Origin of the sequence: Mycobacterium sp. smrl_JER01, assembly GCF_048513595.2 — a bacterium.
In the GTDB taxonomy this organism is placed as follows: Bacteria; Actinomycetota; Actinomycetes; order Mycobacteriales; family Mycobacteriaceae; genus Mycobacterium.
The window spans coordinates 1,809,605-1,834,370 of the sequence record NZ_JBLXXK020000001.1 but is presented as its reverse complement, the minus strand read 5'-3'; the positions used below and the strand labels follow the sequence as shown (position 1 = coordinate 1,834,370).

Annotated in this window: 21 protein-coding genes; 3 read left to right on the top strand and 18 right to left on the bottom strand. The window is 63.8% G+C overall.

The features are described from left to right. Positions 1 to 26: 26 nt before the first annotated feature. From ACNUDN_RS08655 to ACNUDN_RS08580, 16 genes are all read right to left on the bottom strand, one after another. Positions 27 to 1,496, bottom strand: coding sequence for a flavin-containing monooxygenase (locus ACNUDN_RS08655; protein ID WP_419121560.1), 1,470 nt, complete (start codon positions 1,494 to 1,496; stop codon positions 27 to 29). Next, positions 1,493 to 2,332 carry an SDR family NAD(P)-dependent oxidoreductase gene (locus ACNUDN_RS08650; RefSeq protein WP_419121559.1) on the bottom strand — a complete coding sequence of 280 codons (840 nt, stop codon included), beginning with the start codon at positions 2,330 to 2,332 and terminating at the stop codon, positions 1,493 to 1,495. The genes ACNUDN_RS08655 and ACNUDN_RS08650 overlap by 4 nt, the downstream gene beginning before the upstream one ends. Positions 2,333 to 2,635: 303 nt before the next feature. Next, on the bottom strand, positions 2,636 to 3,586 hold the full coding sequence (locus tag ACNUDN_RS08645; RefSeq protein ID WP_431959683.1) for a metal-dependent hydrolase: 951 nt from the start codon (positions 3,584 to 3,586) through the stop codon (positions 2,636 to 2,638). A 463-nt stretch (positions 3,587 to 4,049) separates the two neighbouring features. Further along, a complete protein-coding gene (locus ACNUDN_RS08640) occupies positions 4,050 to 4,868 on the bottom strand; it encodes a crotonase/enoyl-CoA hydratase family protein (RefSeq protein WP_419121558.1) in 819 nt (272 codons plus the stop codon). A gap of 26 nt (positions 4,869 to 4,894) precedes the next feature. After that, positions 4,895 to 5,764, bottom strand: coding sequence for an alpha/beta fold hydrolase (locus tag ACNUDN_RS08635; protein ID WP_419121557.1), 870 nt, complete (start codon positions 5,762 to 5,764; stop codon positions 4,895 to 4,897). Between the two features lie 827 nt (positions 5,765 to 6,591). Next, positions 6,592 to 7,755 (bottom strand): DUF7802 domain-containing protein, encoded by a 1,164-nt coding sequence (locus ACNUDN_RS08630; RefSeq protein WP_419121556.1) that lies wholly within the window; start codon positions 7,753 to 7,755, stop codon positions 6,592 to 6,594. Continuing rightward, positions 7,752 to 8,633 (bottom strand): metal-dependent hydrolase, encoded by an 882-nt coding sequence (locus tag ACNUDN_RS08625; RefSeq protein WP_419121555.1) that lies wholly within the window; start codon positions 8,631 to 8,633, stop codon positions 7,752 to 7,754. The genes ACNUDN_RS08630 and ACNUDN_RS08625 overlap by 4 nt, the downstream gene beginning before the upstream one ends. Before the next feature lie 390 nt (positions 8,634 to 9,023). Beyond that, positions 9,024 to 9,518: a hypothetical protein gene (locus tag ACNUDN_RS08620; protein ID WP_419121554.1), complete on the bottom strand. Its 495-nt coding sequence runs from the start codon at positions 9,516 to 9,518 to the stop codon at positions 9,024 to 9,026. 5 nt (positions 9,519 to 9,523) lie between these two features. Next, on the bottom strand, positions 9,524 to 11,080 hold the full coding sequence (locus tag ACNUDN_RS08615; RefSeq protein WP_419121553.1) for a virulence factor Mce family protein: 1,557 nt from the start codon (positions 11,078 to 11,080) through the stop codon (positions 9,524 to 9,526). Then, on the bottom strand, positions 11,074 to 12,240 hold the full coding sequence (locus tag ACNUDN_RS08610; protein WP_419121552.1) for a virulence factor Mce family protein: 1,167 nt from the start codon (positions 12,238 to 12,240) through the stop codon (positions 11,074 to 11,076). The genes ACNUDN_RS08615 and ACNUDN_RS08610 overlap by 7 nt, the downstream gene beginning before the upstream one ends. A gap of 2 nt (positions 12,241 to 12,242) precedes the next feature. Continuing rightward, positions 12,243 to 13,874 carry a virulence factor Mce family protein gene (locus ACNUDN_RS08605; RefSeq protein WP_419121551.1) on the bottom strand — a complete coding sequence of 544 codons (1,632 nt, stop codon included), beginning with the start codon at positions 13,872 to 13,874 and terminating at the stop codon, positions 12,243 to 12,245. Positions 13,875 to 13,884: 10 nt separating this feature from the next. Next, positions 13,885 to 15,468, bottom strand: a complete 1,584-nt coding sequence (locus ACNUDN_RS08600; RefSeq protein ID WP_419121550.1) for an MCE family protein — start codon at positions 15,466 to 15,468, stop codon at positions 13,885 to 13,887. Further along, a complete protein-coding gene (locus ACNUDN_RS08595) occupies positions 15,465 to 16,490 on the bottom strand; it encodes a virulence factor Mce family protein (protein ID WP_419121549.1) in 1,026 nt (341 codons plus the stop codon). The genes ACNUDN_RS08600 and ACNUDN_RS08595 overlap by 4 nt, the downstream gene beginning before the upstream one ends. After that, positions 16,487 to 17,698 carry an MCE family protein gene (locus ACNUDN_RS08590; RefSeq protein ID WP_419121548.1) on the bottom strand — a complete coding sequence of 404 codons (1,212 nt, stop codon included), beginning with the start codon at positions 17,696 to 17,698 and terminating at the stop codon, positions 16,487 to 16,489. Before ACNUDN_RS08590 ends, ACNUDN_RS08595 begins: the two co-directional genes overlap by 4 nt. 6 nt (positions 17,699 to 17,704) lie before the next feature. Next, positions 17,705 to 18,574: an ABC transporter permease gene (locus tag ACNUDN_RS08585; protein ID WP_419121547.1), complete on the bottom strand. Its 870-nt coding sequence runs from the start codon at positions 18,572 to 18,574 to the stop codon at positions 17,705 to 17,707. A 1-nt stretch (position 18,575) separates the two neighbouring features. After that, positions 18,576 to 19,373 (bottom strand): MlaE family ABC transporter permease, encoded by a 798-nt coding sequence (locus ACNUDN_RS08580; protein ID WP_419121546.1) that lies wholly within the window; start codon positions 19,371 to 19,373, stop codon positions 18,576 to 18,578. Between the two features lie 150 nt (positions 19,374 to 19,523). On the opposite strand from ACNUDN_RS08580, the gene ACNUDN_RS08575 reads away from it, so the two are divergent. The 3 genes from ACNUDN_RS08575 (at position 19,524) to ACNUDN_RS08565 (ending at position 21,977) form a co-directional block, all read left to right on the top strand. Continuing rightward, on the top strand, positions 19,524 to 19,703 hold the full coding sequence (locus tag ACNUDN_RS08575) for a hypothetical protein (protein WP_419121545.1): 180 nt from the start codon (positions 19,524 to 19,526) through the stop codon (positions 19,701 to 19,703). A gap of 343 nt (positions 19,704 to 20,046) precedes the next feature. Beyond that, positions 20,047 to 20,718, top strand: a complete 672-nt coding sequence (locus ACNUDN_RS08570) for an Abi-alpha family protein (RefSeq protein WP_419121544.1) — start codon at positions 20,047 to 20,049, stop codon at positions 20,716 to 20,718. Beyond that, the gene (locus tag ACNUDN_RS08565; protein ID WP_419121543.1) at positions 20,715 to 21,977 is read left to right on the top strand and encodes a DUF445 domain-containing protein; all 1,263 of its coding nucleotides are present in this window, start codon (positions 20,715 to 20,717) and stop codon (positions 21,975 to 21,977) included. Before ACNUDN_RS08570 ends, ACNUDN_RS08565 begins: the two co-directional genes overlap by 4 nt. Before the next feature lie 78 nt (positions 21,978 to 22,055). Here the strand turns inward: ACNUDN_RS08565 and ACNUDN_RS08560 are convergent, their stop codons facing one another. Continuing rightward, complete coding sequence (locus tag ACNUDN_RS08560; protein ID WP_419121542.1) at positions 22,056 to 22,823, bottom strand: AfsR/SARP family transcriptional regulator; 768 nt, start codon at positions 22,821 to 22,823, stop codon at positions 22,056 to 22,058. A 43-nt stretch (positions 22,824 to 22,866) separates the two neighbouring features. Continuing rightward, on the bottom strand, positions 22,867 to 24,651 hold the full coding sequence (locus ACNUDN_RS08555; RefSeq protein WP_419121541.1) for an N-acyl-D-amino-acid deacylase family protein: 1,785 nt from the start codon (positions 24,649 to 24,651) through the stop codon (positions 22,867 to 22,869). Positions 24,652 to 24,766: the final 115 nt, after the last annotated feature.

Genomic DNA, 24,766 nt, shown 5'->3' with positions numbered 1-24,766 from the left:
CGTGGGGTCAGTCCCGACCCGATGGCTCACAGCGCCACGAGCTGCCGATCCAGCCGATGGTCGGCAAGGCGGGGCTCGGCGAGCATCTTGCGGTGCTTCTGCGGCGGCCACGGGAACAGTGCCGGCAGCCCATCCGGTCCCAGGTACCAACTCTGACATCCGGACGCCCATACCGTGCCCGGCATCGCGGCACGCATCTCGGCATTGAACCGGTCCGTCGCCTCTTGGGTGGGTTCGACGGTGACGAATTCGCCCCGCTGCCAACGCTTCAACCAACCGACAATGTATTGGGCCTGAGTATCAGCGATCTGGGTCAGGCTATACGTGCCGAACGGACTGTGCGGGCCCATCAACATGAAGTGGTTCGGGAAGCCCGGGAGCGACACGGTCATGTACGCCCGGGGGCCACCGCGCCATGCGTCGTCGAGTGTGATGCCATCGCGGCCGACGAGGTTCATCGGACGCTGGTACGCGTGCGCGTCGAAACCGGTCGCCAAGACGATGATGTCCACTTCATGCAGCACACCGTCAGCGGTTCGCACGCCGGACTTCTCGATGGCTTCGATCTTCTCGGTCGCCAAACTGACGTCGGGGCGTTGAATCGCCTTATAGAACCTGCCCGAGAACACCAACCTCTTACACATCGCCTGGTAATCGGGCGTCAACGCCTGGCGCAGGGCAGGATCCTTCACCGTGTTCAGGTGGCGGCGGCACATCGCCTGCCATATCTTGCGGCGCAGCCCCGGCTTGACCATGCCGATCGAGCCCCACTCCGCGAGAACTCGATTGCCGTCGTAGGCCAACCGGTTCAACATCGGAAAGCGCCGATACATCGCGCGCGTGATCGGACGATAACTCGGGTTGGACATCGGCATGATCCATTGCGGCGTCCGCTGAAACAGCGTCACGTGGCTGGCCACCCCACCGAGTGCCCCGACGAGCTGCACCCCGGTCGACCCCGTTCCGATGACGGCCACCCGGCGCCCTCGCACCGGCATGTCGCGGTCGAAATGCACCGAATGCAGAAGTTCACCGCCGAACGAATCCGCTCCAGGGATATCGGGGACGTTCGGGATACGCAGCACACCGCATGCCGAGATCAGGAAATCGACCTCGTCGGTGCTCCCGTCGGCGAACGAGACCTGCCAATGGCCGTCGACGAAGCGGGCGTCTGTTACTTCGCAACCCGTCCGCACGTAGTCGCGCAATCTCAACTGGTCTGCCACGGAGTCGAAGTAGCGCCAGATCTCCTCGCCTTTGGAGTAGCGCTGGGTCCAATCCGGGTTGGGTGCGAATTTGAACTGATAGAACCGCGACGGGATGTCGCAGGTGAGGCCCGGGTAGGTGTTGTCACGCCAAGTACCCCCGAGCTCAGAGGCCTTCTCGTAGATCGTGAACGACTCGATCCCTGCCATCAGCAGGCGGGCGCCCATGCAGAGACCGGACATACCGGCTCCGATGATGCCGATTCTCGGGCTGGACTGTGGTTTGTTCATCGAGTTGACTCCTCAACTTGGTCGCGTGTGCGTAGCTGGCGGAACACCCTGCGGCTGGCAGGAAGTCGCACCATCAGTTCGTCGGCAATGGGGCCCAACACGCCCCGTAAGGCGTACTGCGGCAGATAAATTCTCGGATAGATCGTGCGTGCGGCCCTGCGTTCGATGCCACGGGCGAGCGCCTGAGCAACGTCCTCGGGCCGAGCTCGCGCGCGCATCGGTTTGGGCAAGACGAAGAGCGGATCGGCGGCCAGACCCGCGATCAACGGCGTGTCCACCTGACCGAAATGCGTGACGCCGACTGTGACACCCGTCGAGGCCAATTCGATCCGCGCCGCCCTCGCGAGCGCCTCAACAGCCGCCTTGCTCATCGCGTAGGCGCCGGCGCCGGGCACAGGCACGAACGCGGCCACCGAAGACATCACCACCAGATGCCCACGACTGGCGAGAAGATGCGGGACCCCAGCACGGACAGTGTGAATCACACCGTGCAGGTTCACCGAAAGTGTCCGCGCGTGTTCTTCCTCGCGTCCGGAATCGACACTACCGAGCCGGGGGTAGATTCCGGCGTTCGCCACCAGCACATCGATTCCGCCCTGCGTGGCGGCGACTTGGTCGATAGCGCGCCGCAGAGCGGCGGCATCCGTCACGTCGGCGGCGGCACCTATCGCCCCACCGCCGATTCGAGCAGCCTGCGCACCGGCTTTCTCACCGTCGACGTCGAGAATCGCCGGTTTGGCGCCACGAAGCGCCATCTGCTCGGCGAGGGCGAGCCCGATCCCCGAGGCGCCGCCGGTGATGACCACCGTCTTACCGGCCAGATCGAGTCGAGTCATGACACCCGCTGAGTCGACATCAGCACGCACAGTGGCTGATCGGATTGCTTCATGGACTTAGTCTCGCGTTCACCGTGACCAAGGTCCATGCTCGAAACGGCCAGAACGTTGTTCGATCGGGCCAGCGCAGACGCCCCGTCTGGCGGCACACACATCATCGGTCGCCGATCGATGTGGCAACCTGGCTTACCGAGACATACTGCAGCGCAATGGCTCCTGCACCATGCCGCTCCCGGAACCACTCGCGTGGTCCTGCAAATCCGCATTCTGCAGCCATCGAGGCGTGGTCGGGGTGTGGGGTGTTCACGCGGCGCCGTAGTAGTGGGCCATGTCCTTGCCCGCGGCGTAATCGAGCATCCAGGTGTGATACCACTGCGGCACCGGGAAATCCTTGGGATGACGGCCCGGCATCTGCGAGAGCACCACCCCCACCAACATCTTCACCAACCGCAACGTCGACACCCCCGCCAACAACTGCGGCTCCCTGGGCGCAAACAACCTGCGCAGCAACGGAACCCGATAAATCACCTCGTTCGGCGAAACCACCCGACGGAACCCCTGCGCATCGATTCCGATCTCCGCGGCCGGCACATGATCGGCAAACCCATCAACGACGATGTCAAGCACCTCCCCCAGATGCCGCCACGTCCGCCTCACCGTGGACAACCGATACCGCCGACTACCCACCACCCCCTCATAGATGATGTCGGCCGAACTGCGATGCTCGATCTCCTCGATGTAATGCCACAGAAACAACGACGCCACCCGCGCATCACCGCTGTACAACACATCACGGCGCTCGATGAAAAAACTGAAAATCGGCGGGAACGACGCCTCGATATTGGCCACATACGCCAAGTGAAACTTCAAATCCTCCGCCGCATACAACCGCTCATAAGACTCGATCACCCGATCCAACACACCCGACAACCCCGGATAACTCGCACTGAGCGCCTTCACATGACGACGATGCGCCGCCGAATGCTGCGACTCCTGAGCCAAGAACACCTCAGCCTCAGCCCGCAACTCCGGATCCGCAATACCGTTCTTCAGCGCCTCTTTGACCGCCAACACGATGTAACGCTCAAACCCCACCGCAATAAACGAGATCGCATTGGCCATCACCCCCGCCGCCGGATTACCCGGATGCCACTGAAACGGCACCGACTCATCAATATCAAAACTCATCTTCCGGAACTTCACATCCGACACACCCACCACGCCCTTTCCACACCACCGGCAGAACGCAGCCATGGCCACCCTGCCAAGTCCCAAACCCCGACCACCGCCGAGGACAATGAAACGGATCCTAAAGACGAGTGGACACCCATGTCAACGCTGTCCAGCCACCACAACAGCCCCGACCCGACTCAACGAGATTCCCGCCTCCGACACCGAGCGGATGATCGCTGGAGCATCCCGGAAGCGAGCGCCGCAGTGCTCCCAGGGCGCGCGGGCCGCCGGCTCCGGCAAGTGCGACAACGGGGCGCAGATGGCACCGTCGGGATGAGTGTGATCGGCGCCAGGCCCGTAAGTCAAAGCGGCTCCGCGGTAGGACAATCAACGGCAGGCAGGCAAGCGCCGGCGACGTTTATGGATATTCAAGAAGCCGGTCGGGGATCACCGACTCCGCTGCTGTCACGGCACACCCGCAACCGTCCTGAACCCACACACGGGGCATCATCGCCACAATGAAAGAACCGAGCATCGGAACTTGTTAGTTTCGGCCGAACTTCTCGAGACGCGCCTTGACGCTGGCCGCAACGACCGGAGAGGCCAGCAGCTCAGCCATTGCCGTTTGCTCGGCATCGAGTCCTGCTTCCAGCGGAACCCGGCCCGCCGAGTTCAGCAGTGCCTTTGCGTGCCGCAGCGGCGTACGGCCATGGCAGGCCATCTCGCCTGCGAGCGTCAGCGCAGCATTAACGGGATCATCGGCCAGCCGCGTGACCAGGCCCAGGTTGGCCGCCGTGGATCCGCTCACCTTGCGGCCCGTGAATGTGAGGTCCTTGGCGGCGTCACGCCCAACAAGTTCGGGGAGCAGCTGCGTGCCCGCCATGTCGGGGATCAACCCCCACTGCACCTCCATCACCGAAAGCTCGGCGTCCGGCGATGCCACCCTGATGTCGGCACCGAGCGCGATCTGCAGCCCGCCTCCGTAGGCCACCCCGTCGATGGCGGCGATGACCGGCACAGGGACCTCCGACCAGATCAGCACGGCCTGTTGGCCAAGCGCTTTGGCACCCCCGATGCGTTCTTCGGCCATCAACGGGTTCACGGTACCGCCGTCAACCCCACCGGCGATGCGGGCGAACTGGCCGAAGTCGAGGCCGGCGCAGAAAGCCCGTCCAGCCCCGCTGACCACCACCGCGTTGACCCCCTCATCGCAGGCGATCCGCTTTCCGGCCGAAACCAGACCTTCGAACATCGCGATGTCCAGGGCATTGAGTTTGTCTGGCCTGTTGAGCTGAACATGCGCAACGGCGCCGTCCACCTCGACGATGACCCGTCCGTGGTCGACTCTGCTCTCGTCGGTCATTCCCGTTCCTATCCAACAGATTTCGGTCAGTGCTCGGCGGTGTGCCGGGCGAGGAAGTCAAGGACTGCGCTCGCGAAGATGTCGTTGCGGTCACCGGCGACCATGTGCCCGGCGCCCTGCACGTCTGCGAACTCCACCGCCGGGAACCGCGCCAGGAACCGGTCGGCACTGTCCCGATTAACCAGATCACTCATCTGGCCACGGACCAGGAGCATGGGTACCCCGCTGCTCAGAATGGCGTCGACAGCTGCATACAGACGGGCGTGATCGCCTACCTCCACCGGTCCGAGCGTGGCCATCCCGGAGATGAATCGCGGATCCCAGTGCCAGTACCAGCGACCGCCCCGCCGGCGCAGGTTGGTGGCCAACCCGTCCAGGTCTGTGGGACGCGGCCGGTGGGGATTGAACTGCGCGATCATGTCCGCCACCTCGTCGATCGAGTCGAAGCCGGACTCCATACCTTCGGCCATGAAGGTGAACACGCGCTTTGCACCGGATTCGTCCATTTCCGGCACGATGTCGACCAGCACGACCGCGCTTGCGGCCCCGGGTGCCAACTCGCCGGCGAGCAGCATCGCGGTGAACCCCCCGAGGGAGGCTCCCACAAGTACCGGTCGTGGCGGTAAGACGCGGAGCACCGCAGCCACATCGGCGGCGAAAGCAACCACGCGGTAGTCGCCGGCTTCCGACCAGTCCGACTGTCCATGGCCACGGAAGTCGATCGTGACGGCCTGCCAGCCGCGTTCGGCTGCCGCGGCCGCAGCTCGAGCCCACGATCGCCGGGTCTGCCCCGCACCATGCAGGAACACGACGGCGGGGGCTTCCGGATGACCCAATCGATCAGCCGCGATACGCACTCCATCGTGGCCGGTGATCCAGGACTGTTCGGCTGCCACAACGATCACGTTAAACTAGCGCTCACTAATCCGTGCAGGATGTCCCCATCCGCCGACGGCAAGGGATGCAATGGCCGGCACGGATACTTCGTACGGAACGTCGCTGTGGCCATGGGTCCCGCAGCCAGGGCACACAGCGTGATATTGAGGCGCGCCCATTCATTCGACAGCGTCTGGTCATGCTCTTACGGCAGCTCGAGCCGCGCCGGTGTGCACCACCAGCGGAACCGCCATGGCGAGACGACCCGTGACGTTGAGAACCCGTCCGCCGTTCCGCGGCATCTCGGTCGGCGCACTACTGAGATCACCTACCTACTAAACCATTCCGGTGCGTGCGGCATCCTCGTCCGGTCAGATCTGGCAGCGCACATCGATCCCGCGATTCAACAGGCGGGTGCGGTGACCGATGTGATCGTCGCGCCGCTACCCGGAGAACAGTGGTGTGCCGATGCGACCGATCGGCGGCGACGGAGCTTCGCCGACCCTCTGTGAAACCTCGGAGCGACCCACACCGCGGTCACGCCCCGAGCAGGCGCAGGAACTCGTCGCCGTTCTGACTCGCAGGGCAATGGCAGACGTGTGCGTCGTATCCACCGACTCCGCTGAGGGCTCATGTCGCAAACGCTATGAGCCTGGTCGGCAATTGTGGCCGCGTGGTGATGACCGCAATTCCGCACCCGACCGACACCTCGGTGGCACTTTCACTGTTCGACCGGACCTTGTCAGAGAAGCAGGTTCGTAGGCCGTTGGTCGGCTCGTCGAACCCACGCAGCGACATCGCGCGCATGCTCGTGTTGCCACCGGACGGGCCAGGTGAAGCTCGAGCTTCACGCGGACGTCACTTGTCGTGGAGGGTTCACTCGCCCGCTGAGCACATGGCGATGCAACGTCCGGTAGGGGGTGATGAGCCAAGCACATGCGACGGTGCACACAAGTGCGTAGCGCAGGGAGCCCACTGGCGTGCCGTCCGCGGTGACACCGCCCCCGGCAGCGAGGTAGTCGCCGAGGGCCACCGTCCACAGCGCAGCGAGGCACACCAGATAGCCGACGCCGAAGATCGCCGGATAGGTGGTCGGAAACCCCGGTCCGCCGTCGATATGCAGCGGCCGCGAGCGAGTGCGCCAGAACGACGTGAACGCGACGACCACGGCGAACACGGCGATGACCCAACCCAGCGTTGCGATCACGCTCCGGTTCTCCAGGCCCATCCGCGACAGCATCAGATTGACCGACAACAGGGCGCCCAGGGCCGGGGTCAGCACGCCGGCCAGAAGGCTCCTGCCGGCCACGGCCGCCAGTCGAGGGCGGCGTCGGCCGGTTGCGGCCCCGAAGCGTCGACCGAGTAGTGCGTGCGCGAGCACCGCGAAGGCGATCGGATTGACCAGGGAGAAATTGACTAGGCTGAACAGCGGAACCGACGCCAGGCCGATGTCGCCCATGCCGGGCAGCTCGTAGTCCCAGATCCACCACTTCAATTGGGGCCCCAGGTGGTCGAATACCTCGTAGAAGCAGTGGTGGGCGACTCCGACGCAGATCGCTCCGCGGATCAATCCCCACCGTCCGTCGAAGAGGCCGCGCTGGCGCACCAGAACATACGCCGGGTACAGCAGCGCCGGATACAGCGCCAGAATGTAGAGCGGCATGCGACCGAAGAATGCACCCGCGGTGAACTCGTTGTGGATGAAGATGACCGCGCCGTCATCGAGTCCCAGCGCCGAGGGAAGGAAATAGATCGGCACCTCGATCGCGATGCAGTACACCGCCGCAGCCGCCCACACGCCGACGTAAGAGCCGTCACCGCAACGTCGCCAGACGGTGATCGCGTGGGCCAGACCCAGAGCGGCAGCGACGATCATGACCAATTCGATGATGTTCAGCGTCCAGTTCTCCAGCCCGAACGGACTGTTCACGTAAAAGAAATTCTCCAGTACACGGTGGGAGATGCCGCCGATTCTGGCCGCCAATTCAAGGAACCGCTCGCCGGGATTCATGCCGCGGGTCCGTTGTCCGGTCGCACACCGTAGAACATGGTCATGTCCTCACCGCGCCCCCAATGGTCAAACCACGTTGCGGCCCAGTCCGGCAGAGGCTGATTGTCGTGGTCATAGCCGGGCATGATGGAGGCGACCGCACCGCGGACCATCGAAAGCCGCTCAAGGACAGGAACAGTGGCGAATGGATTGCGCGGCGTGATGCCGAGTCGTCGGGTCACACGTGATCCGTAATGCGGCGCGTCGCTCTCGCCAGGTACGTGCTTCTGGAATTCCTGTAGCAGCATCCGTTGGCATTGCAGGACATGGCGAATCATCGGGATGAACGACCGGATCTTGTAGACGGGATCACCCACCACGTGGTCATAGACCATCACTGCCGAACTCCGATGCTCGACCTCTTCGCAGAAGTGCCACAGGCACAATGAGGCCACCCGGGCGTCACCGTCGCCGAACAGGCTCGCGCGGTTGTCGATGATCATCTTGAAGAACGGCGTGAACGTTCCCTCCAATGCCGCCGCATAGGCCAGCAGGTAGCGCAGATCGCGGTCGCGATGTAGCGCGTCGTAATGCTCGACCGTCTTGTCCAACGCTTCCGCCAGGCCCGGGTACCGCGCGATCAGTGCCTTGACATGGCGGCGATGACAGGACGTGTGCACCGACTCCTGTTGGAGGAACAACTGTGCCTCGCGCCGGACCTCGGCATCGGTGATGACCGCGTCGGCATCCTTCATCGTCTTCACCAGGTATCGCTCCAGGCCGATCACCCAGAACGAGATGACATTCATGGCAACCGCGACCTCAGGATTGCTACGGTTCCAGAGGAATTCGACGCGGTCGAACTGAAACGGGATATGGCGGACGACCAGGTGACTCATGGCGAGAACCTCTTTGCAGACGGGTGACGTTGCCGCCCCAGCCTAAAACCTGAGTTAGTGCTCATGTCAATACGCGAAGACTGCTGGTCGTCGGCCTGATCAGCTGGTCACGGTCAAAAGTATTGTCAGTGCGGCTGTTTCCAGCACGGAGCACCCCCGCGACCCCTGTCGGCAGGACCAGACCATGCGATGATCGGCGCGACTGCTCACATTCGGCTCTGTCGACCGAGGAAGTGCTGCGACCAAATCACCCGCAGGATCAGTGGCAGCGCTGAGCGGAAAACGGAGTTCGACGGAACCGCCGTCCATGGACCATAAGAGGCCAGTCGAAGTCGAATCAGACCTCAGCACGTGCACTTCCGCAGCAGGCTGTGGTCAGCATCCCAAAACTCAGGCGCTCTCCCGCGACGCGACGTATGCCGGCGAGATCTGGGCGACCGCCACCCCGCGACGAGTGACCACCAGGGTCTCTCCCCCCGTCACCCGCTCGAGGTAATAACCTGCACTTCGCCGGAACTGGTCCACCCGGCAGATGCCGTCGTCCCCCGGATTCTGTGCGTCCCGATCGTCACTGACGCCGTCAGCGGTCGGTCGAATCTGCGCCACCAGCAACCCCCGCCAGAGCACGTCGATGGTCTCCCCCGCACCTACCCGGTCGAACAGTCGCCCGGCGCGCGTTCGCACGTCGTCAAGCCTGCACATCAACGCGTCGGCCGAGCGCACGACCGAAGGTTCCTTCGGTCCGCCATCGATGGGTACGATCCGGCCGGCGACGGCGCCCCGACGGATGACCTCGATCGTCTGCCCACCGAGGACTTGCTCGAAGTAGCCACATGCGTTGCTCCTGAGTTGACCCAGGCCGATGCGACAGTTGCTCTGCTGCATAGGATTCAGCCGGCCGGTGCCAGCATCTCCTTCCACCCGTCGTCTCCTGTGTTCGCCGAGTCGGTGACGTTGAATTTCGTCCCATCGGAGGCCACGACCACACCGGCCTGAGGGTTGAACACCGCGGACGGGCCTGGGGTCGGTGTGTAGACGCACGGATTCGGCTGCTGGCCGCTGCAGGCCACGCTGCCCTGCCTCGGCGGGGACAGCGGCTGGCTGATCGGTGGCGGCGAACCCCCCGGGGGCAGCAGGTCCGCCGGCAACGGATTCATGCCGTTGTTGATGCTCGGAGCGGGCACGACCCGGCCTGGTTGCACCGCCTGATCACAGCGCGCGCCCGGTGCCGGACAACTCAGCACCTGGTTCGGATCTCCGTACCACGGGTTGGTGCCCAGTGGTACGTATGGTTCGTTGCTGCGGCACTCCTGCGGCGTGGCCGCCCGCTTTCCGGGCACGTCGGCGCACGGGTAGTTGCGGGCACCACGAACCACGTTGCCCTGAAAATCCTTCGGGATCTTGCAGTACATGCCCTTGGGAATGGGCGCCAGCGACGTGTCGGCAGGTGAGCGCCACTCCGAAGCGGGCAGGAATCCTGTCATGCACGCCGGAGGTAGGTTGATCGCCAGCGCGAAGTTCAAGCCGAGGTAACCGGGCTTGGAGGCGAGGATGGCCTCTAGGGCGGGGCCCAGCTGCGGCAGTATCACCAGTGATTGTTCGAGGCCCTTGCTGTAGCGCTTCAGCATGTCCAGCACGATCGCCGTGTTGCCCAGCGTCTGGGGTAGCGAGTCGCGGAGTTGGCCGAACACTTCGGTGCCGGCGTCGAGAGTGGGCGCCGCCTGTTGCAGGACGCCGCGCAGAGCCGGGTCCTGTTCGGCGCTCTGTGCGGCCAGCACATTCAGGTTCGCCGACCAGCGCTCGATCGCGTCTGCGGAGTTCACCTGGCTGTCGAGGATGGGCGCGCTGTGGGCGATGATGTCGTTGACCGGGCCGATGTTGTCCTTCAAGTCCCGGGCGAGCGCCGTCGTTCCGTCGACCAGGCGCTGCAGGTCGGGCCCGAGCCCGCCGACTGCCTGAGAAGTCTCGGTGAGCAGTGTGTCGATCTTCTCCTCGGGTAACGCCGCCAGCGCGCGTTCGGCCGAGTCGAGCGCCGGCCCGATCGCCGCGGGCACCGTGCCGTTGGCGATCGTCTGTCCGTCAGCGAGGTACTGGTCAGTCTCGCCGGTGGACTCCAGGTCGAGGTACTGCTCACCGACTGCCGACACGGAACGGACATTGGCGGTCGCGTCGACCGGAATCTTCTGGTCGGTATCGATGCTCATGCTTGCCCGCGCGCCCGTCCTGGTCGGCTCGACGGCGGTCACCTTGCCGACCGTGACACCGCGGTAGGTCACGTTGGCCGTCTCATACAGACCGCCCGCGACCGGCAGGTCGACATACAGCGTGTACCGGCCGATGCCGACCTGAGCCGGGAGCCGCAGGTAATACGAACCCAGGACCGTGACCGCGATGACGGTCACGATCGCGAAGATGATCAGTTGGATTCTGATGAGGCGGGTCAGCATATTCCGTTCCCCCGTTGCACCAACGGGCCGCCCGGCGCGTCAAGCGCGTTCGGGGTGAACCGAATGTCCGGGATCATCGTCGCCGGATCGCGGCCCCAGGACTGCTCCAACGCCCGCAACGCCCCGGAGAATCCGGTGCCGGTCAGCAGCGTGTTGTCCAGCGCGCTCAGGGTGAGGTCGACAGTGAGGGAGGCGTTGATGTAGTCGCCGCGGACGATCTTGGGCACCGAATCGACATGGAAGGGGAAGGTGATGAGCCAGTTGAGTGCTCCCACCACGTACGGAGAGGCCTTACCGAGTTCGCACAGCGGACGTTGAAGGAGTTCCAGGTTGGTGTGCAGGTCTTCGCTTGCCGGGGCGACCGCGGCGTCGACGGCCTTGCTGGTGCGCCCCAGGGCCTCGATCGCGTCACCGAATCGGTCCCGGGTGTCGGCGAAATGCTCGACCAGTGGCGGGAATTCGGTGAGTACCCGGTCCAGGGTGTCGCTGCGCTGCGCGGCGATGGTCAGTAGTTCGTTCGTCGAGTCGATCGCTCGGGTGATGTCATCACTCTGCTGGTTCAGCTCACCGGTGAAGGTGTCGAGCCTGCCCAGGAAATCCCGAATATCGTCTGCGCGGCCCGTAACGACGTTGTAGATCTCGTTTTGGATCACCTCGAGGTTGGGGATACCGCCGCCGCGCAGGAGGAGCGCGAAGCTCGCCAGTACTTGTTCGGTGGTGGGGAAGGCGGACGAGTTCTTGAGCGCAATGGTGTCTCCGCTCTTGAGCGGCGTGGGTGAGGGGTTTTCCGGCGCGGCGAGTTCGACGTGTTGCGAACCGAGCAGACTTGTCTGGCCGATCTTCGCGACCGCATTGGCCGGCAACACGACGTTCGGGTTCAGCCCCAGCGTGAGCGTCGCCACCCAGTCGTTGAGCTCGATGTCGCGCACGCTGCCGACCTCGATGTCGGCGACTCGGACCGGGCTGTTGACGTTGAGCGCCAACGTGTTCGGCATCTGCACATGGACCGTCATAGCCCCCCGCCCGGTGCCGGCCCCGGTCGGCAGCGGCACATTGGCGATGCCCTTCCACGACCCGCAGGAGGTGAGGACGAGTGCTGCTGCGGCCAGGGCGGTGGCCCGTTTCGCGAACCTGCTGTACGAACGAACAGACCTGTCCATGATCAGCCTCCTACCTCGGCGGGGAGCGGTGGCCCTGCGGGCACAGAGGGAACCGCTGGGGGTGCTGCAGGGGCGATGGCGCTCAGCGGGTCACCGGGAATGACACCCGGCGCCGGCCCGGGCGCCGGCCCCGGCTGCGGATACCACGGTGGTGGCAGTGGGTTTCGCTCGTCGTATGCGTTCGGCGAGCCGGGTAGGTTCCCCCCGGGCGGCACGCCGAAAGCCGGGGGCGCCGGCGGAGGCGCGACATCGGGTCCCCCCATCAGCGCTGCCAGCGAATCCGGGGTCAGCATGTTCGCGGTGAACGGCTGCACTTCGACCCCCTGCATCCCGGGCGCAACGGTCCAGCCCGGCTCGTGGTTGCCGTGCGAGAACAACGTGTCGCGCGACCAGATGCCCGGGACGGTGGTGTCCTTGTAGCCGGGCGGCGGCCGCAACCGCTCCTCGGAGTAAGACACCATCTTCGGCAGCGTGTAGGCCGTATTCGCCAAGTTCATGCCGAACGGCAGGTAATTGAATTTGATCGCGTCGAGGATCGGCGCCAGATACTGCGCACACAACTCGGCGGACTCCTGGTAACCGAGTCGGCTGCCGGCCTGGATCGCGCTGCAGAGAAATTCCATCGGGTTGGCGAAGTTGGGGACCGCGGGTATTGCGACGAGCGCATTGCCCATCGCCGGGTTCAAGTCGTTCATCAGGTTCGCGAGGGCGTTCGGCATAACGTGCAGGACGTTTTCCAACGCATCCCGGGTCTCGGGCTGCACGAGGGCGGTGGTGACCTCTTCGAGGTTGTTGATGTCGTGGACCAGCACCTCGCCGTTGTCGTCGATGAACTTGCGCGTGGTCGAGAGGACCCCATTGAGGTTGTTCAGTGCGTCGGAGAGTTCCCTGTCGGTGTTGGTGAACTTGGCGGTGAAGTCGGCCAGATCGTCATTCAGCGCGACGAATTGCCGATCCTGCTGGTAGAGCGCGTTGACGAACATTGCGAGGCTGCGCACCACCGCGAAGAAGTCGCCGCGGCCCTCGTTGACGGCGGTGACCGCTTCCGAGAGGCTCTTCAGCGTCGCATTGATCTGCTGTCCTTTGCCCCCCAACCCGTTGGCGGCGGACTCGATGATGTCACCGAACGGGCCCTGCGGCTGTTCTGGGGTCGGGCCCAGACCCTCGAACACCCGGCTCAACGAGTTGCGCAGGTCGTCCCACTCGACGGGCACCTGCGTGCGCTCGATCGGGATGACGGCGCCGTCCTTCATCACCGCGCCGCCGGTGTAGGGCGGGGCCAGTTGTATTGTGCGGGAGGCCACCAGGCTGGGGTTCAGAATCGCCGCTGAGGCGTCTGCCGGAACCTTGTACTTGTTCGCGTAGTGAAATGTGACCTTCATCTTGTCGCCGGCGGGCTCGATAGCGTCGATCTTCCCGACCTGCACGCCCATCATCGTCACCTTGTCGCCGGTATACAGGGCGACCGTTGTAGGGAAGTACGCGATGACCGTGTTCGTGGTCAGCTTCTTGTACAGCTGCCAGCCGAGGACACCGGCAACAAGCACCACCACCACAACAAAGCAACCAAAGATGATAGGACCACGAGAACTACTCGGCAGCCTCAGGTTTCGGACGTTGAAGATCGTCGACATCAATCAGCCCCTAGCCTTGCGATCCCGGTGGGAGGAACGGCGGATTGCCCGGGAGCGGCGGTTGTCCGGCCGGCGCCGGCTGCGGTCCGGGTCCCGGCGGCGGGGGCGACCCTGCCGGAGCAGGTGGCAGTGGCGCGATCCCGGGCGTGAAGTCCGGCGGCGACGGCTGAGGCTGCAGAGGGACCGTGCGGGCGCCGGGTGGTGCAGGCGGCAGCGGGACCCGCGCGCCGGGCACGCTCGGAGACGACTGTCCGGGAACAGCTGCCGCGGGCACACCGGGCGCCGGCCACGGCCCGTGGGCGTCAGGTGCGGATGTGGCCACGTTCGGCCGCTGCGCCTCGTAGTTCGGGCCGTACGGATTATCACCGAACGGGCCGACGGTCAGATCCGCACACGGCAGTGGGTTATCCGGCCTCGGCAGGCCATCGGCCGGCGGGGTGTACGAGCACGGTGCCCCCCGTGGCACAGCGGGCCCCGGATTCTCGGGGGTGCCCTCGATCGGCGTGGGCGCCGGCGGCGGTGCACCATTGGCGAACCCCGTGCCGTTCGGGTCGGGCCACTGGAATGCCGGCAGGCCCGCGCCGCGCCAGAAGTTCTCCGGATCGATCCCGCGCTTCTTGAAGGCCGCGTCGACGAATGGCTGCAGCACCTGGTACGGAAGCAGGTTGCTCAGATGGGCCTTGAAGAACGGTCCGGAGGCGACTCCCTCACCCAGTGCCCCGATATATCCGGATAGCGTGTCGAGCCCCTGCGTCAATTCGAACTTGCGCTCGCGCAGGACGTCGGTGACCGTGCGCAACTGCTCGAGTACGGTATTGAGGTTCTGGTTGTCGCTGATGAATCCCGAGACCTGCGTAGAAATCGCGCTCACGCGTTCCAGTACGTAGTCGATGGCCTGCCCGCGTTCGTTGATCGCTCCCAGCAGCGACTGCGCGTTCACGAGCAGTCGGTTGATCTGCTCACTGTTGTCACCGACAACCGTCGCAACCTTGTTGGCATTGGCCAACAATTGGTTGAGCTTCTCGTCGCGCTTACCGATGGTGTCGGAGAATCGTTCGACTCCTGTCAGAGCCTCACTGAGGTGGGGGGCGGTCTGGTCGAGTGTCTCGGAGAGCACGTTCAGTGATTTCTTGACCGTGTCGAGCTCCCACTCCGATGCGGCTTCAGTGACGTCGGTGAACGCGTCGTAGATCTGATAGGGCGTGGTGGTTTGGCCGACCGGCAGCACCCCGTTCGGTCGCAGCGGCTGCGAACCCCGGCTCTCGATCGCCAGGTTGCGGCGCCCCAGCAGGGTATCGGTGCGGATCATGGCTCGGCTCTGGTCGCCGATCCTCTGGCCGCCGAGCCCGAACCCGATGACCACCTTGTCGTCCTCGATCTCGATGGAACGCACCTGGCCAATGTTCACACCGGAGATCTGCACCTTGTCGCCGGCATTGATCCCGCCGGTGTCCTTGAACTGCGCGTAATACACCGGTGTGGCGAAGAGCATCGGCACGCTGACGAAGCTCTGCCCCACCCCGACAACCAGCAGCACGACGATGACACCCATCAGCCCACTGCGGAGCCGGTTCGTTTCCGTCAGGACCCTCATTGCGGCGTGCACCTGCCTGTCGGCTGCGACGTCAACTTCACGGTGCGGACCGGGCCGCCGGGCTGCAGGCCGTTCAGCATCAGCGAGATGTCGCAGGCGTAGAAGTTGAAGAAGTCGCCGTAGAGCCCGACCCGGCCGATTCTCTGCAACGCGGGTGGGGCCTTGATCATCAGATCGTTGATCTCGTCTTTCTTGTCGGCCTGGGGCTGCAGAACGGTCTCCAGCTTGCGGACAGTCTCGTGCAGCAACGGACGGTTGTCGGCGAGAAGGTCGGCGATGGTGCCGGCGGTGTCGCTGATCTCGGCTACCGAGTCGGCGATCGAGTCACGACGGTTGTTCAGCCCGGAGATCAAACCCTCGAAGTTGCGGATCGTCTCGTCGAACTGCTTCTGGTGTTTGACGGTGGTCGCCAGCACGGTGTTGAGATTGTCGATCACCTCCCCGATGGCCCGGTCGCGCTCGGCCAGTGTGGAGGTGAATTCCGCGGTCTGGTCGAGGATGTCGGTGATCGTGCCACCCTGGCCCTGGAAGATCGTGATGATCGACTGAGCGATCGTGTTGGCCTTCTGCGGGTCGAGAGCGCGGAACAACGGCCGGAACCCACCGATCAAGGCGTCCAAGTCCAGCGCCGGTTCGGTGCGCTCCAGCGGGATCGTGCCGCCCGCGGGAAGCGGCCTGTTGTCGTCGCCGCGCTTGAGCTCCAGGTAGCGGTCGCCGATCAGGTTCAAGTACCGGATCGACGCGGTCGTCCCCTGATACAGCGGCTGGGACCGGTTGACATCGAAGTGCACACGAACCTGCCCCCCGTCGATGAGTTCGACCTTGGAGACCTTGCCGACCTCGACCCCGGAGGCGCGGACGAACTGGCCGCTGCGCAGGCTGCTGGCGTTGCTGAAAATGGCTGAGTAGCTGGTCGTACGGTCGAACCGCACCTGACCGAACACGACGATGATCACCGCGGTGAACAACAACAGCACCGCTGAGTAGGCGCCGAACTTGAGGGCATTACCTGTGGGTTTCATGGGTTGATCGTGTACTCCCCCACCTGGCGTCCCCAGACGTATTCGGCCAAGATCGGCTGCCCAATCTCGAAGTGGTTGTAGGGCGCAGCCGACGCGCCGGTGTCCATCACGATCATCGGTGCCGGCCAGAGGTCTCGGGTGGTGTTTTGCCAACACCCCGGCCGGCCCGCTGGCCCGCCTCTGGCGTTCACCCGGGGCAGATTGTCCGGATACACGTAGGGATTCAGGGCGCCGGCAATCGATGACCCGGCTTGGAACGCATAACCATTACCGGAAAGCACTTTCAATCCCGGCTCTTGGAGATCGGACATGGCCCGAAGCCAGCAGACCAGCGCGGGACTGTTTCGGTCGAGCACCTCCGAGGTCGTGATCAGATCCTCGACACCGCGCACCAGGTACGGGCCGGCTTCCTCGAATATGGGCGCAGTGGTGTTACCGAATCCGATCGACGCCAGCAACGCCGAGTCCAGGCTGTTCTGTTGTTCGTTGAGGGTGCGCGCGGTAGTCACCGCGTTGTCCAAGAAGTCCCACAGATCCGGGGACGCGTTGGTGTAAACGTCGGCCAGATCGCCCAACCGCTGAATGTCGTAGCGTATCTGCGGCATTCGAGGATTCAGATCGGCCAAGATGACGTTACCGTCGACGATCGATTGGCCGAATCTCTCACCCAACCCGTCCAACGCCTGTGCAGTCGCGGTCAGCGTGGTGTTGAGCTTGATCGGATCGACCTTCTCCATGATCGACACCACCGTCTCGAACAACGTGTTCAACTCGGTGGTCACATGTGTCGCGTCGATCACATCCCGGCTCGAAATACTCTGTGCGGCAGGATTTTCTGGTGATGTCAACGATACGTACTTGTTACCGAAGACCGTGGTGGCCACGATCTTGGCCTGCACATTGGCTGGGATCAGCTCGATGTACTTCGGGTGGACCTCCAGTGTGAACTTGGCGTCGGCCTTCCCGTCCACGTCGACCGACTCGATCCGGCCCACCTTGCCGATCTCCACGCCGTTGTAGGCCACCCGCGCGCCGGGATCCATCACCAAGCCCGCTCGGTTGGCGAGCATTGTCAACTGTGTCTTCGGAGTGAGGTCGCCGCGGAACTGCAGGAAGACCAAGCCCAAGACCATGGCCACGATCACCCACAGCGTCGCCCCCACGGCCACGTACCGGGGCTTTCTGGATTCATTCAACGGCGCCGTCATCGGCCATCACTCCGCGAGGTTGAAGTTCGCGTCGACGCCGTAAAGCGCCAACGCGGCCAACAGGACCACACACACGATCAAGACCAGCGACGCCCGCATCGACTTGCCGACCGCTTCACCCACTCCCACCGGGCCGCCGGTGGCGGTGAAACCGTAATAACAGTGGTTGACCATCACGATGACCGCGATGACGAGGGCCTGCACGAAGGACCAGAACACGTCGTCGGTTCGCAGAAACGTACGGAAGTAGTGCTCGTAGGTGCCGGCCGACTGCCCATAGAAAACGGTCGTGGTCATCTGTGCGGCCAGAAACGACATGATGAGCGCCAACGCGTACAGCGGCAGGATCACCGCGAAGCCGGCCAGAATTCGGGTGGACACAAGGTAAGCGATTGACTTGATGCCCATCACTTCCAGCGCGTCGATCTCCTCACTGATGCGCATGGCGCCGAGTTCTGCTGTGGCTCCGGCTCCGACCGTTGCGGCGAGCGCGACGCCGGCCACTACCGGAGCGGCGACGCGCACGTTGATCAAGGCGGCGAAAAATCCGGTGAATGCTTCGACGCCGATGTTGCCCAGCGAGGAGAACCCTTGGATGGCGATCAGCGAGCCGCCCGACAAGGTGACGAAGCCGACTATGGCCATCGTGCCCCCCACGACGGCCATCGCGCCCGTGCCCATCCCGATCTCGGCGACCAGCCGAAGAGTTTCCCGCCGATAGCGCTGCAGAACCCAGGGGATGGCTGTGATCGCCTGCACGACAAACCAACCCACCTGCCCGCTGGCGGCGAGCGCACGGGTGGGAGCGCCGGCCACGCGTACCGTGCGGGCGTAGGTGCGGGGATACCGCGTGCGCAGGACAGTAGACGCAGTCATCTCAGCTACCCGTCCCGAACCGCACACCGATCGTGGTCAGCACCACGTTCACCGCGAACAGCGCGATCACACAGAGGACCAGCGTCTCGTTGACAGCGATGCCCACCCCCTTTGAGCCACCAGACACCGTCAGACCGCGGTAGCAACCCACCAAGCCCGCGATCAGGCCGAAGGCGCTGGCTTTCACCACGGAGATCACCACCTCCGGCAGACCGGTGATCAAGGTCAGCGTCGCCAGGTAGGCGCCGCCCGAAACGCTCTGCAGCGAGACACCGAAGACGAATCCGCCGACCAGTCCGATCGTGATCACCGCGCCGTTCAGCATCATCGCGACGAACGTCGAGGCAAGCACGCGGGGCACCACCAGACGGTGGATCGGGTCGATGCCCAGCACCTCCATGGCATCGATCTCCTCGCGGACGGTGCGGGCTCCGAGGTCAGCGCAGATCGCCGTGGACCCAGCCCCGGCAACGACCAGCACGGTCACCAGCGGCCCCAGTTGAGTCACCGCCCCGAGCGCCGCCCCCGCACCGGAGACGTCGGCCGCGCCGAACTCGCGCAGCAGGACGTTCAGCATGAAGATGATCAGCACGGTCATCGGTATCGAGACCGCGATCGTGGGCAGCAGCGATACCCGCAGGAGAAACAGACCCTGCGCGATGAATTCACCTATCTGGAATGGGCTCCGGAACAAGGCTTTACCGGTCAACACGCACATCCGGACGAACCCGCCGACAGCTTCGCCCGCAGGCCGCGTCTGCGCCCGGACGTAATCGCGGAGGCCGGACGATGCTGTCATCTCAGCCGCCCAGACAGGTGCTCGACCCGTGCGCCGGTAGCAGTCTCGTCGACCCGCGGTCGGTGTCCTCCGGCCGAATCATTGAGCACGGCGCTCCCCCTGTGGCCGATCAGGCGTCGGTCGTGAACGGGCGGACCGAGCGTCGGGGTCGTGGGCCCCCTCGCCGGATTCCCGAATGCCATTCCGCCGTGCGTCCTCGATCCACGCGCTGACAGCGTCGACAAGGCGCGCGGGATCGACGAAGCGTTCCCGTCGGCTCGACATCGGGTCCACGATTTCGCCCGTCACCTTCCCATTCGGTCCTACTACGAGGCGCAACACGAGCACTGAGTGACGATTCACTGAGAGCCTGTCGGCCGGTTCACGCTCGGTCATAAAACCTCGTCTGCGTTTTGCCTTGATCCGTTGTAGTCGGACCGGCATAGCACTCCATGAGGTTTGGCACGTCAACTGCTGAGTTCAGCTCTGAGGTTTGGATGAGCTTTGCCAAAGGTAATGTCGGCCGGCAGCGACCGGCGTCCCGAAACCGGGTGAAGAGCTGATCGCCGTAGACGCGAGCCGACACCGCTGCAGCGCCGGCACGCGTGCTCGTCGAGTGGAGGGCGGGACAGGTCTGCGCGAGAAAGTCCGGGATTGGTGAATTTTTCCGAAAGTCGGGTATTAGCTTTCAGACATGGGGAATTCCGCAAATCCGTGGAGCTTTTTAGGCGTCGCTTCGGAGGTGGCGCGCTTCTGGCTCCGTACGAGTATCCGGACCGAGGAGATGCTCTTGGAGCTGCTGCCCGACACTGACCGGGATCCGCCCGCCACATCGGCCCCGACGCCGACCCCGGCACAGCCCGCCGCACCGTCCGACCCTTTGCCGGCGAGGATGCGTACGTTGCTCGACCGGGCGCTGGATCAGAACGCCGCGAGCAGCCAGAAAGAGTTGTTCAGCCACATCCTCGATCAACTTGTCGCCGATGAGGCCCGGATCATCGGTGCGCTGTCGGACGGCTCGCGTGCCGCTGTGGTGAGCGTCTACGACCGGACCAGAAGCCGCGGGTCCGGTCCGGCCGTTCTCGAGAACGCCTCGCTGATCGGTCGCACCGCCAACGTCGCGCTACCTGAGATGGTGCCGGCCTATGTCAGTCATCTGCTGTCCCTGGGATTGGTGAGAATCGGCCCGGAGGATCCGGATCTGAAGGAGGATTACGAGGTGTTGGTGGCAGAACCAGCAGTACTCGAGGCCTCGAAAGCAGCCGCCCGCGGGCCACTGGCCGCCAAGGTCGACAAGATGACACTTTCCTTGTCCGACTTGGGACGCGCGCTCTGGGACGCCACTATGCGCGAGGACAGCATGTGACGACTCTTGTGGTGGCCGTGCAGAGCTGGGAGGAGATCAAGCAAGACGCCAGCGCGTACTGGTTTATCTACCTGTCTATGCCGTTTGTTGCAGCCTTCGTCGGATGGAGCACCAAGATTCTGGCGGTAGAGATGATCTACCGCCCACTCGAGTTCAAGGGCATCGGGCCGATCGGCTGGCAAGGCATCGTGCCGCGACGCGCCGGAAAAGTCGGGTCGAAAACCATTGAACTGCTGACAGCCAACCTGCTCAAGCCCGAAGAGCTCTTGGACCGTTTCGACGCCGATGATGCTGTCGAGGCACTGCGCACGCCACTGTCGCAGATTGTTGACGACATCTCCCGCGACCTCGCCACCCAGATCCGGCCCGGCTTGTGGGAGTCGTTGCCGGCCAGTGCCCGCGACGCCATCCGGGCTCGAATCCGCGCCCAGGCACCTCATCTCGTCGAAAGAATCCTCGACGAGATGAAGTCCGATCTGAGCAGATATGTCGACTTCCGATTCCTCGCTGTGACCACGCTGGTGCGCAACAAAGACAAGCTGATGAGACTGATGCGCGGGGTGACCAATGACGCGATGGCGTTCGTTCGGCGCAGTGGTATCTACTTCGGTCTGCTGATCGGGGTCGTGCAGATGGTTGCGTGGGCGCTGTTCAAGAACCCCTGGATCATGCCGGCATTCGGCTTCGCGGTGGGCTTCCTCAGCGACTACGTCGCATTGAACATGCTCTTCCGACCGATGCGTGAGAAGAAGATCCTCGGCCTGTTTTGCTTCCAGGGACTGCTTCACGCCCAACGTGACAAGATCACGCGGGACTATGCCAGGATATTGGCGGAGGACCTCTTCTCACCGGAGATACTGTTCGAAGGCATCTTGAAAGGACCTGGCGCGGACAAGTTGTTTGCGCTCGTCGCGAAAGAAGTCGACGCAGCTGTCGACGCACAGACCGGCATCGCGGGGCCGCTCGTCGTCGTGGTGGTCGGCACCCGACGCTACCGGGCGCTCAAGGACCGCGTTGTGCATTTGGTGTTCGAACGTATGCCCTCGACGATGTCGCAGGCCCATGAGTACGCGACGAGTGTTCTTGACCTGGAGAAGACGATCATCGAGAAGATGAACGGGCTGACCGACGAGGAGTACGAATCGATCCTGCGGCCCGTGTTCAAAGACGACGAGCCCTTGATGGTGGCGGTAGGGGCCGTCCTCGGCGGCGTCATCGGCGAGATCCAGATCCAGATCATCGAACTTCTAGGGCATTGAAATCGGCTGCCACCAAGCAGATCGGCCCACACACGAGATCGGCTGCATAGTTCGATGCGAGTGGGGTATTACGCCGGGTCAGACCTGTCCGGGATCAGAACGGATGAGCTCAGCGAGCCGCGTGGTAGCCGGTTCGGGGACAGCATCCAATTCCTGCTGGAGAATCATGCGGCAGAGCTCGTACTGACGCAGGGCTTGGGATCGCGCCCCAAGACGGACATTCAGTCGCATAGCCATGCGATGTGCATCTTCGCGGCAGGGGTCGATGGCCAGTATCCGCGCGACCACGTTCATGGCCTGCGTGTGATTCCCGAGATCGAAATGTGCGTCGGCGAGCCGAGCCAGTGCTGTCAAGCAGATCGACCGAAGCCGCTCTCGCTCGAGCAGATCCGAGATGTCCGACCCTGCAGACAATTCCCCGCGATAGAGACTTACTGCCTGTTCGTACGATTCGATTGCCGCTGCCGTGGAGCCTGCTGCGAGCAGACGATCCCCGGCGCTCACGGCCGACTGAAAGTCCAGGAGGTCCACCCCTACACCCCCCGTCAGATTCAGCGCGTATCGACCGTGCATATGCAGAATCGGCGGCTGGCCGGCGAGTGCGTCGGTGAGGTGGTCCTTGAGCGAATGCATCAAGGTGTTCAAACACGGTCCGGCGAGTGTCGTCGCCGAGTTCGGCCAGATGTGCTCCAGAAGCCAATCACGCGACACCCCGACACGGGGTTGCAGGGCCAGGCACGCGAGCAGCTTTTCGGCCTTGCCGCCCGGCCGCAGCGAAACCGGTTGCCCCAACGCGAGAACCTGAAACGGCCCAAGCAGTTGTATGAAAACCCCTGCGCTCGACATGAGAACTACGACAGGTCGAGGTGTTCGGGTGCGGTGGTGCTGGTCACGCTGCCCCACCGGTAGCGACGGGGGCCGGCAGCGGGCTGCGGGGCCGGTCAGCGCGCAGGAAGCTACCCGTGCGCCGAGAACCCAACACCTCGGTGGGTTGACCGTCGCGGAACACCACCTGCCCGGCGACCAACACCGCGCTCACCGTGGCGTCATTACGGTTGACCATCCGCGAGAGCCCACCATAGGCCTCCACCGGAGCCTCGTGATAGTCATCAAGGCTGCGATCAAGACGCTCGGGATCAACGACGAGCACATCAGCCCAATCACCCACCCGCAGATGCCCGGCATCCAGGCCGTACCAATCCGCGAGCTCCCCGGTCAACCGATGCACCGCCTGTTCGACACTCATGAACGGTTGACCGCGACGCTGGGCATCCCGCACATGGCGTAACAATCTCAACCCACAGTTGTAAAATGCCATGTTGCGCAGATGCGCCCCGGCATCGGAGAACCCCATCTGAACGCCCTTATCCTGGGCGAACTTCCGCAACACCTGCGGACGGTGATTCGAGATCGTGGTGCGCCACCGCAGCTTCTTCCCGTGCTCGAGCACCAAGTCCAGATAGGCATCCACCGGATGCACCCCGCGGCGCTGCCCCACCGCCCCGAACGACAACCCCACCACCGACTCATCCGGACACGCCACAATCTCAGCATCGAAGAAATCCCGATGCCAGGCCCGCGGACCGAACTTCGCGTCGTAATTCTTGCGGAACCACCGCCGATAACCCTCATCGGCGAGCAGTTCGTTGCGCTCCACTTCCTCCTTCAGATGCAGCGCCGCCGCACCCGAACCGAACTCCTCGAAAATCACCAGATCAATACCATCGGCATACACCTCGAACGGCACCGGCAAATGCTGAAACCGGAAATCCCCACCCAACGCGTTGGCCACCCGCGCCAACGTCCGGAAATACGCCGACGCCATCGGCAACGACTTCGCATCCGCAGCAGCCAACAAACTCGTCTTCAACGCCGCACCCCGCCCCAACCGCGAGGACCGCAACGCCTGCAACACCACATCCCACGGATGAGTGATATCCGGAGCCGACTGCAGCACCCGACCATAAGAGCGCACCAACCCACGCAACCGCGCCAACTCCCGCGCCCGCGCATAGGTCGAAGGCAACGTCCGCGACCGCGCAACATCCCCATCGACCTTGTCGAACAACAACTGCTGCGACGACATCCCCACAAAACCCTCATCCAGGGCCTCGGTGACCATCGACTCCATCAACGCCAACTCCGCCGCACTCGGACGCACATCCTTACGCGTGGCCCGATCCAGCCCCATCACCGCCGTACGCACATCCGAATGCCCGATAAAAGCAGCCACATTCGGACCCAACGGCAACGACTCCAACGCCGCCGCATACTGCCCCGCCGAATCCCAATCCTTATGCTCAGACACGATCGACACCACACTGTCATGCGGGATCGCCTCCACCCGACCGAACAGATCCGCCGCCTCGACGGCATCCACATGCACCGTCGACAACGAACACGACCCCATCAAAATCGTGGTCACCCCATGACGCACCGACTCCGACAACGACGGCGCCGCCAAAACCTCCGCATCGTAATGGGTATGAATATCAATAATCCCCGGCATCACCCACTTACCCCCAGCATCGATCACCGTCGAGGCCTCCCCCACCTCCAACGGCGACTCCGACACCGCCACCACCCGGCCATCCCGAATACCGAGATCACGCACCGCCGACCCCGAACCCGTCCCGTCGAACCAACGACCACCACGAATCACCACATCAAACACAGAAACCAACCCTCCTCATCGACGGGACACCCCGAATGTAACCCCCGAGTGGACACACATGCAATACCTGTCCAACCACTGCCCACACAGGAGGCTGAAGTGCTCTCCCGTTATC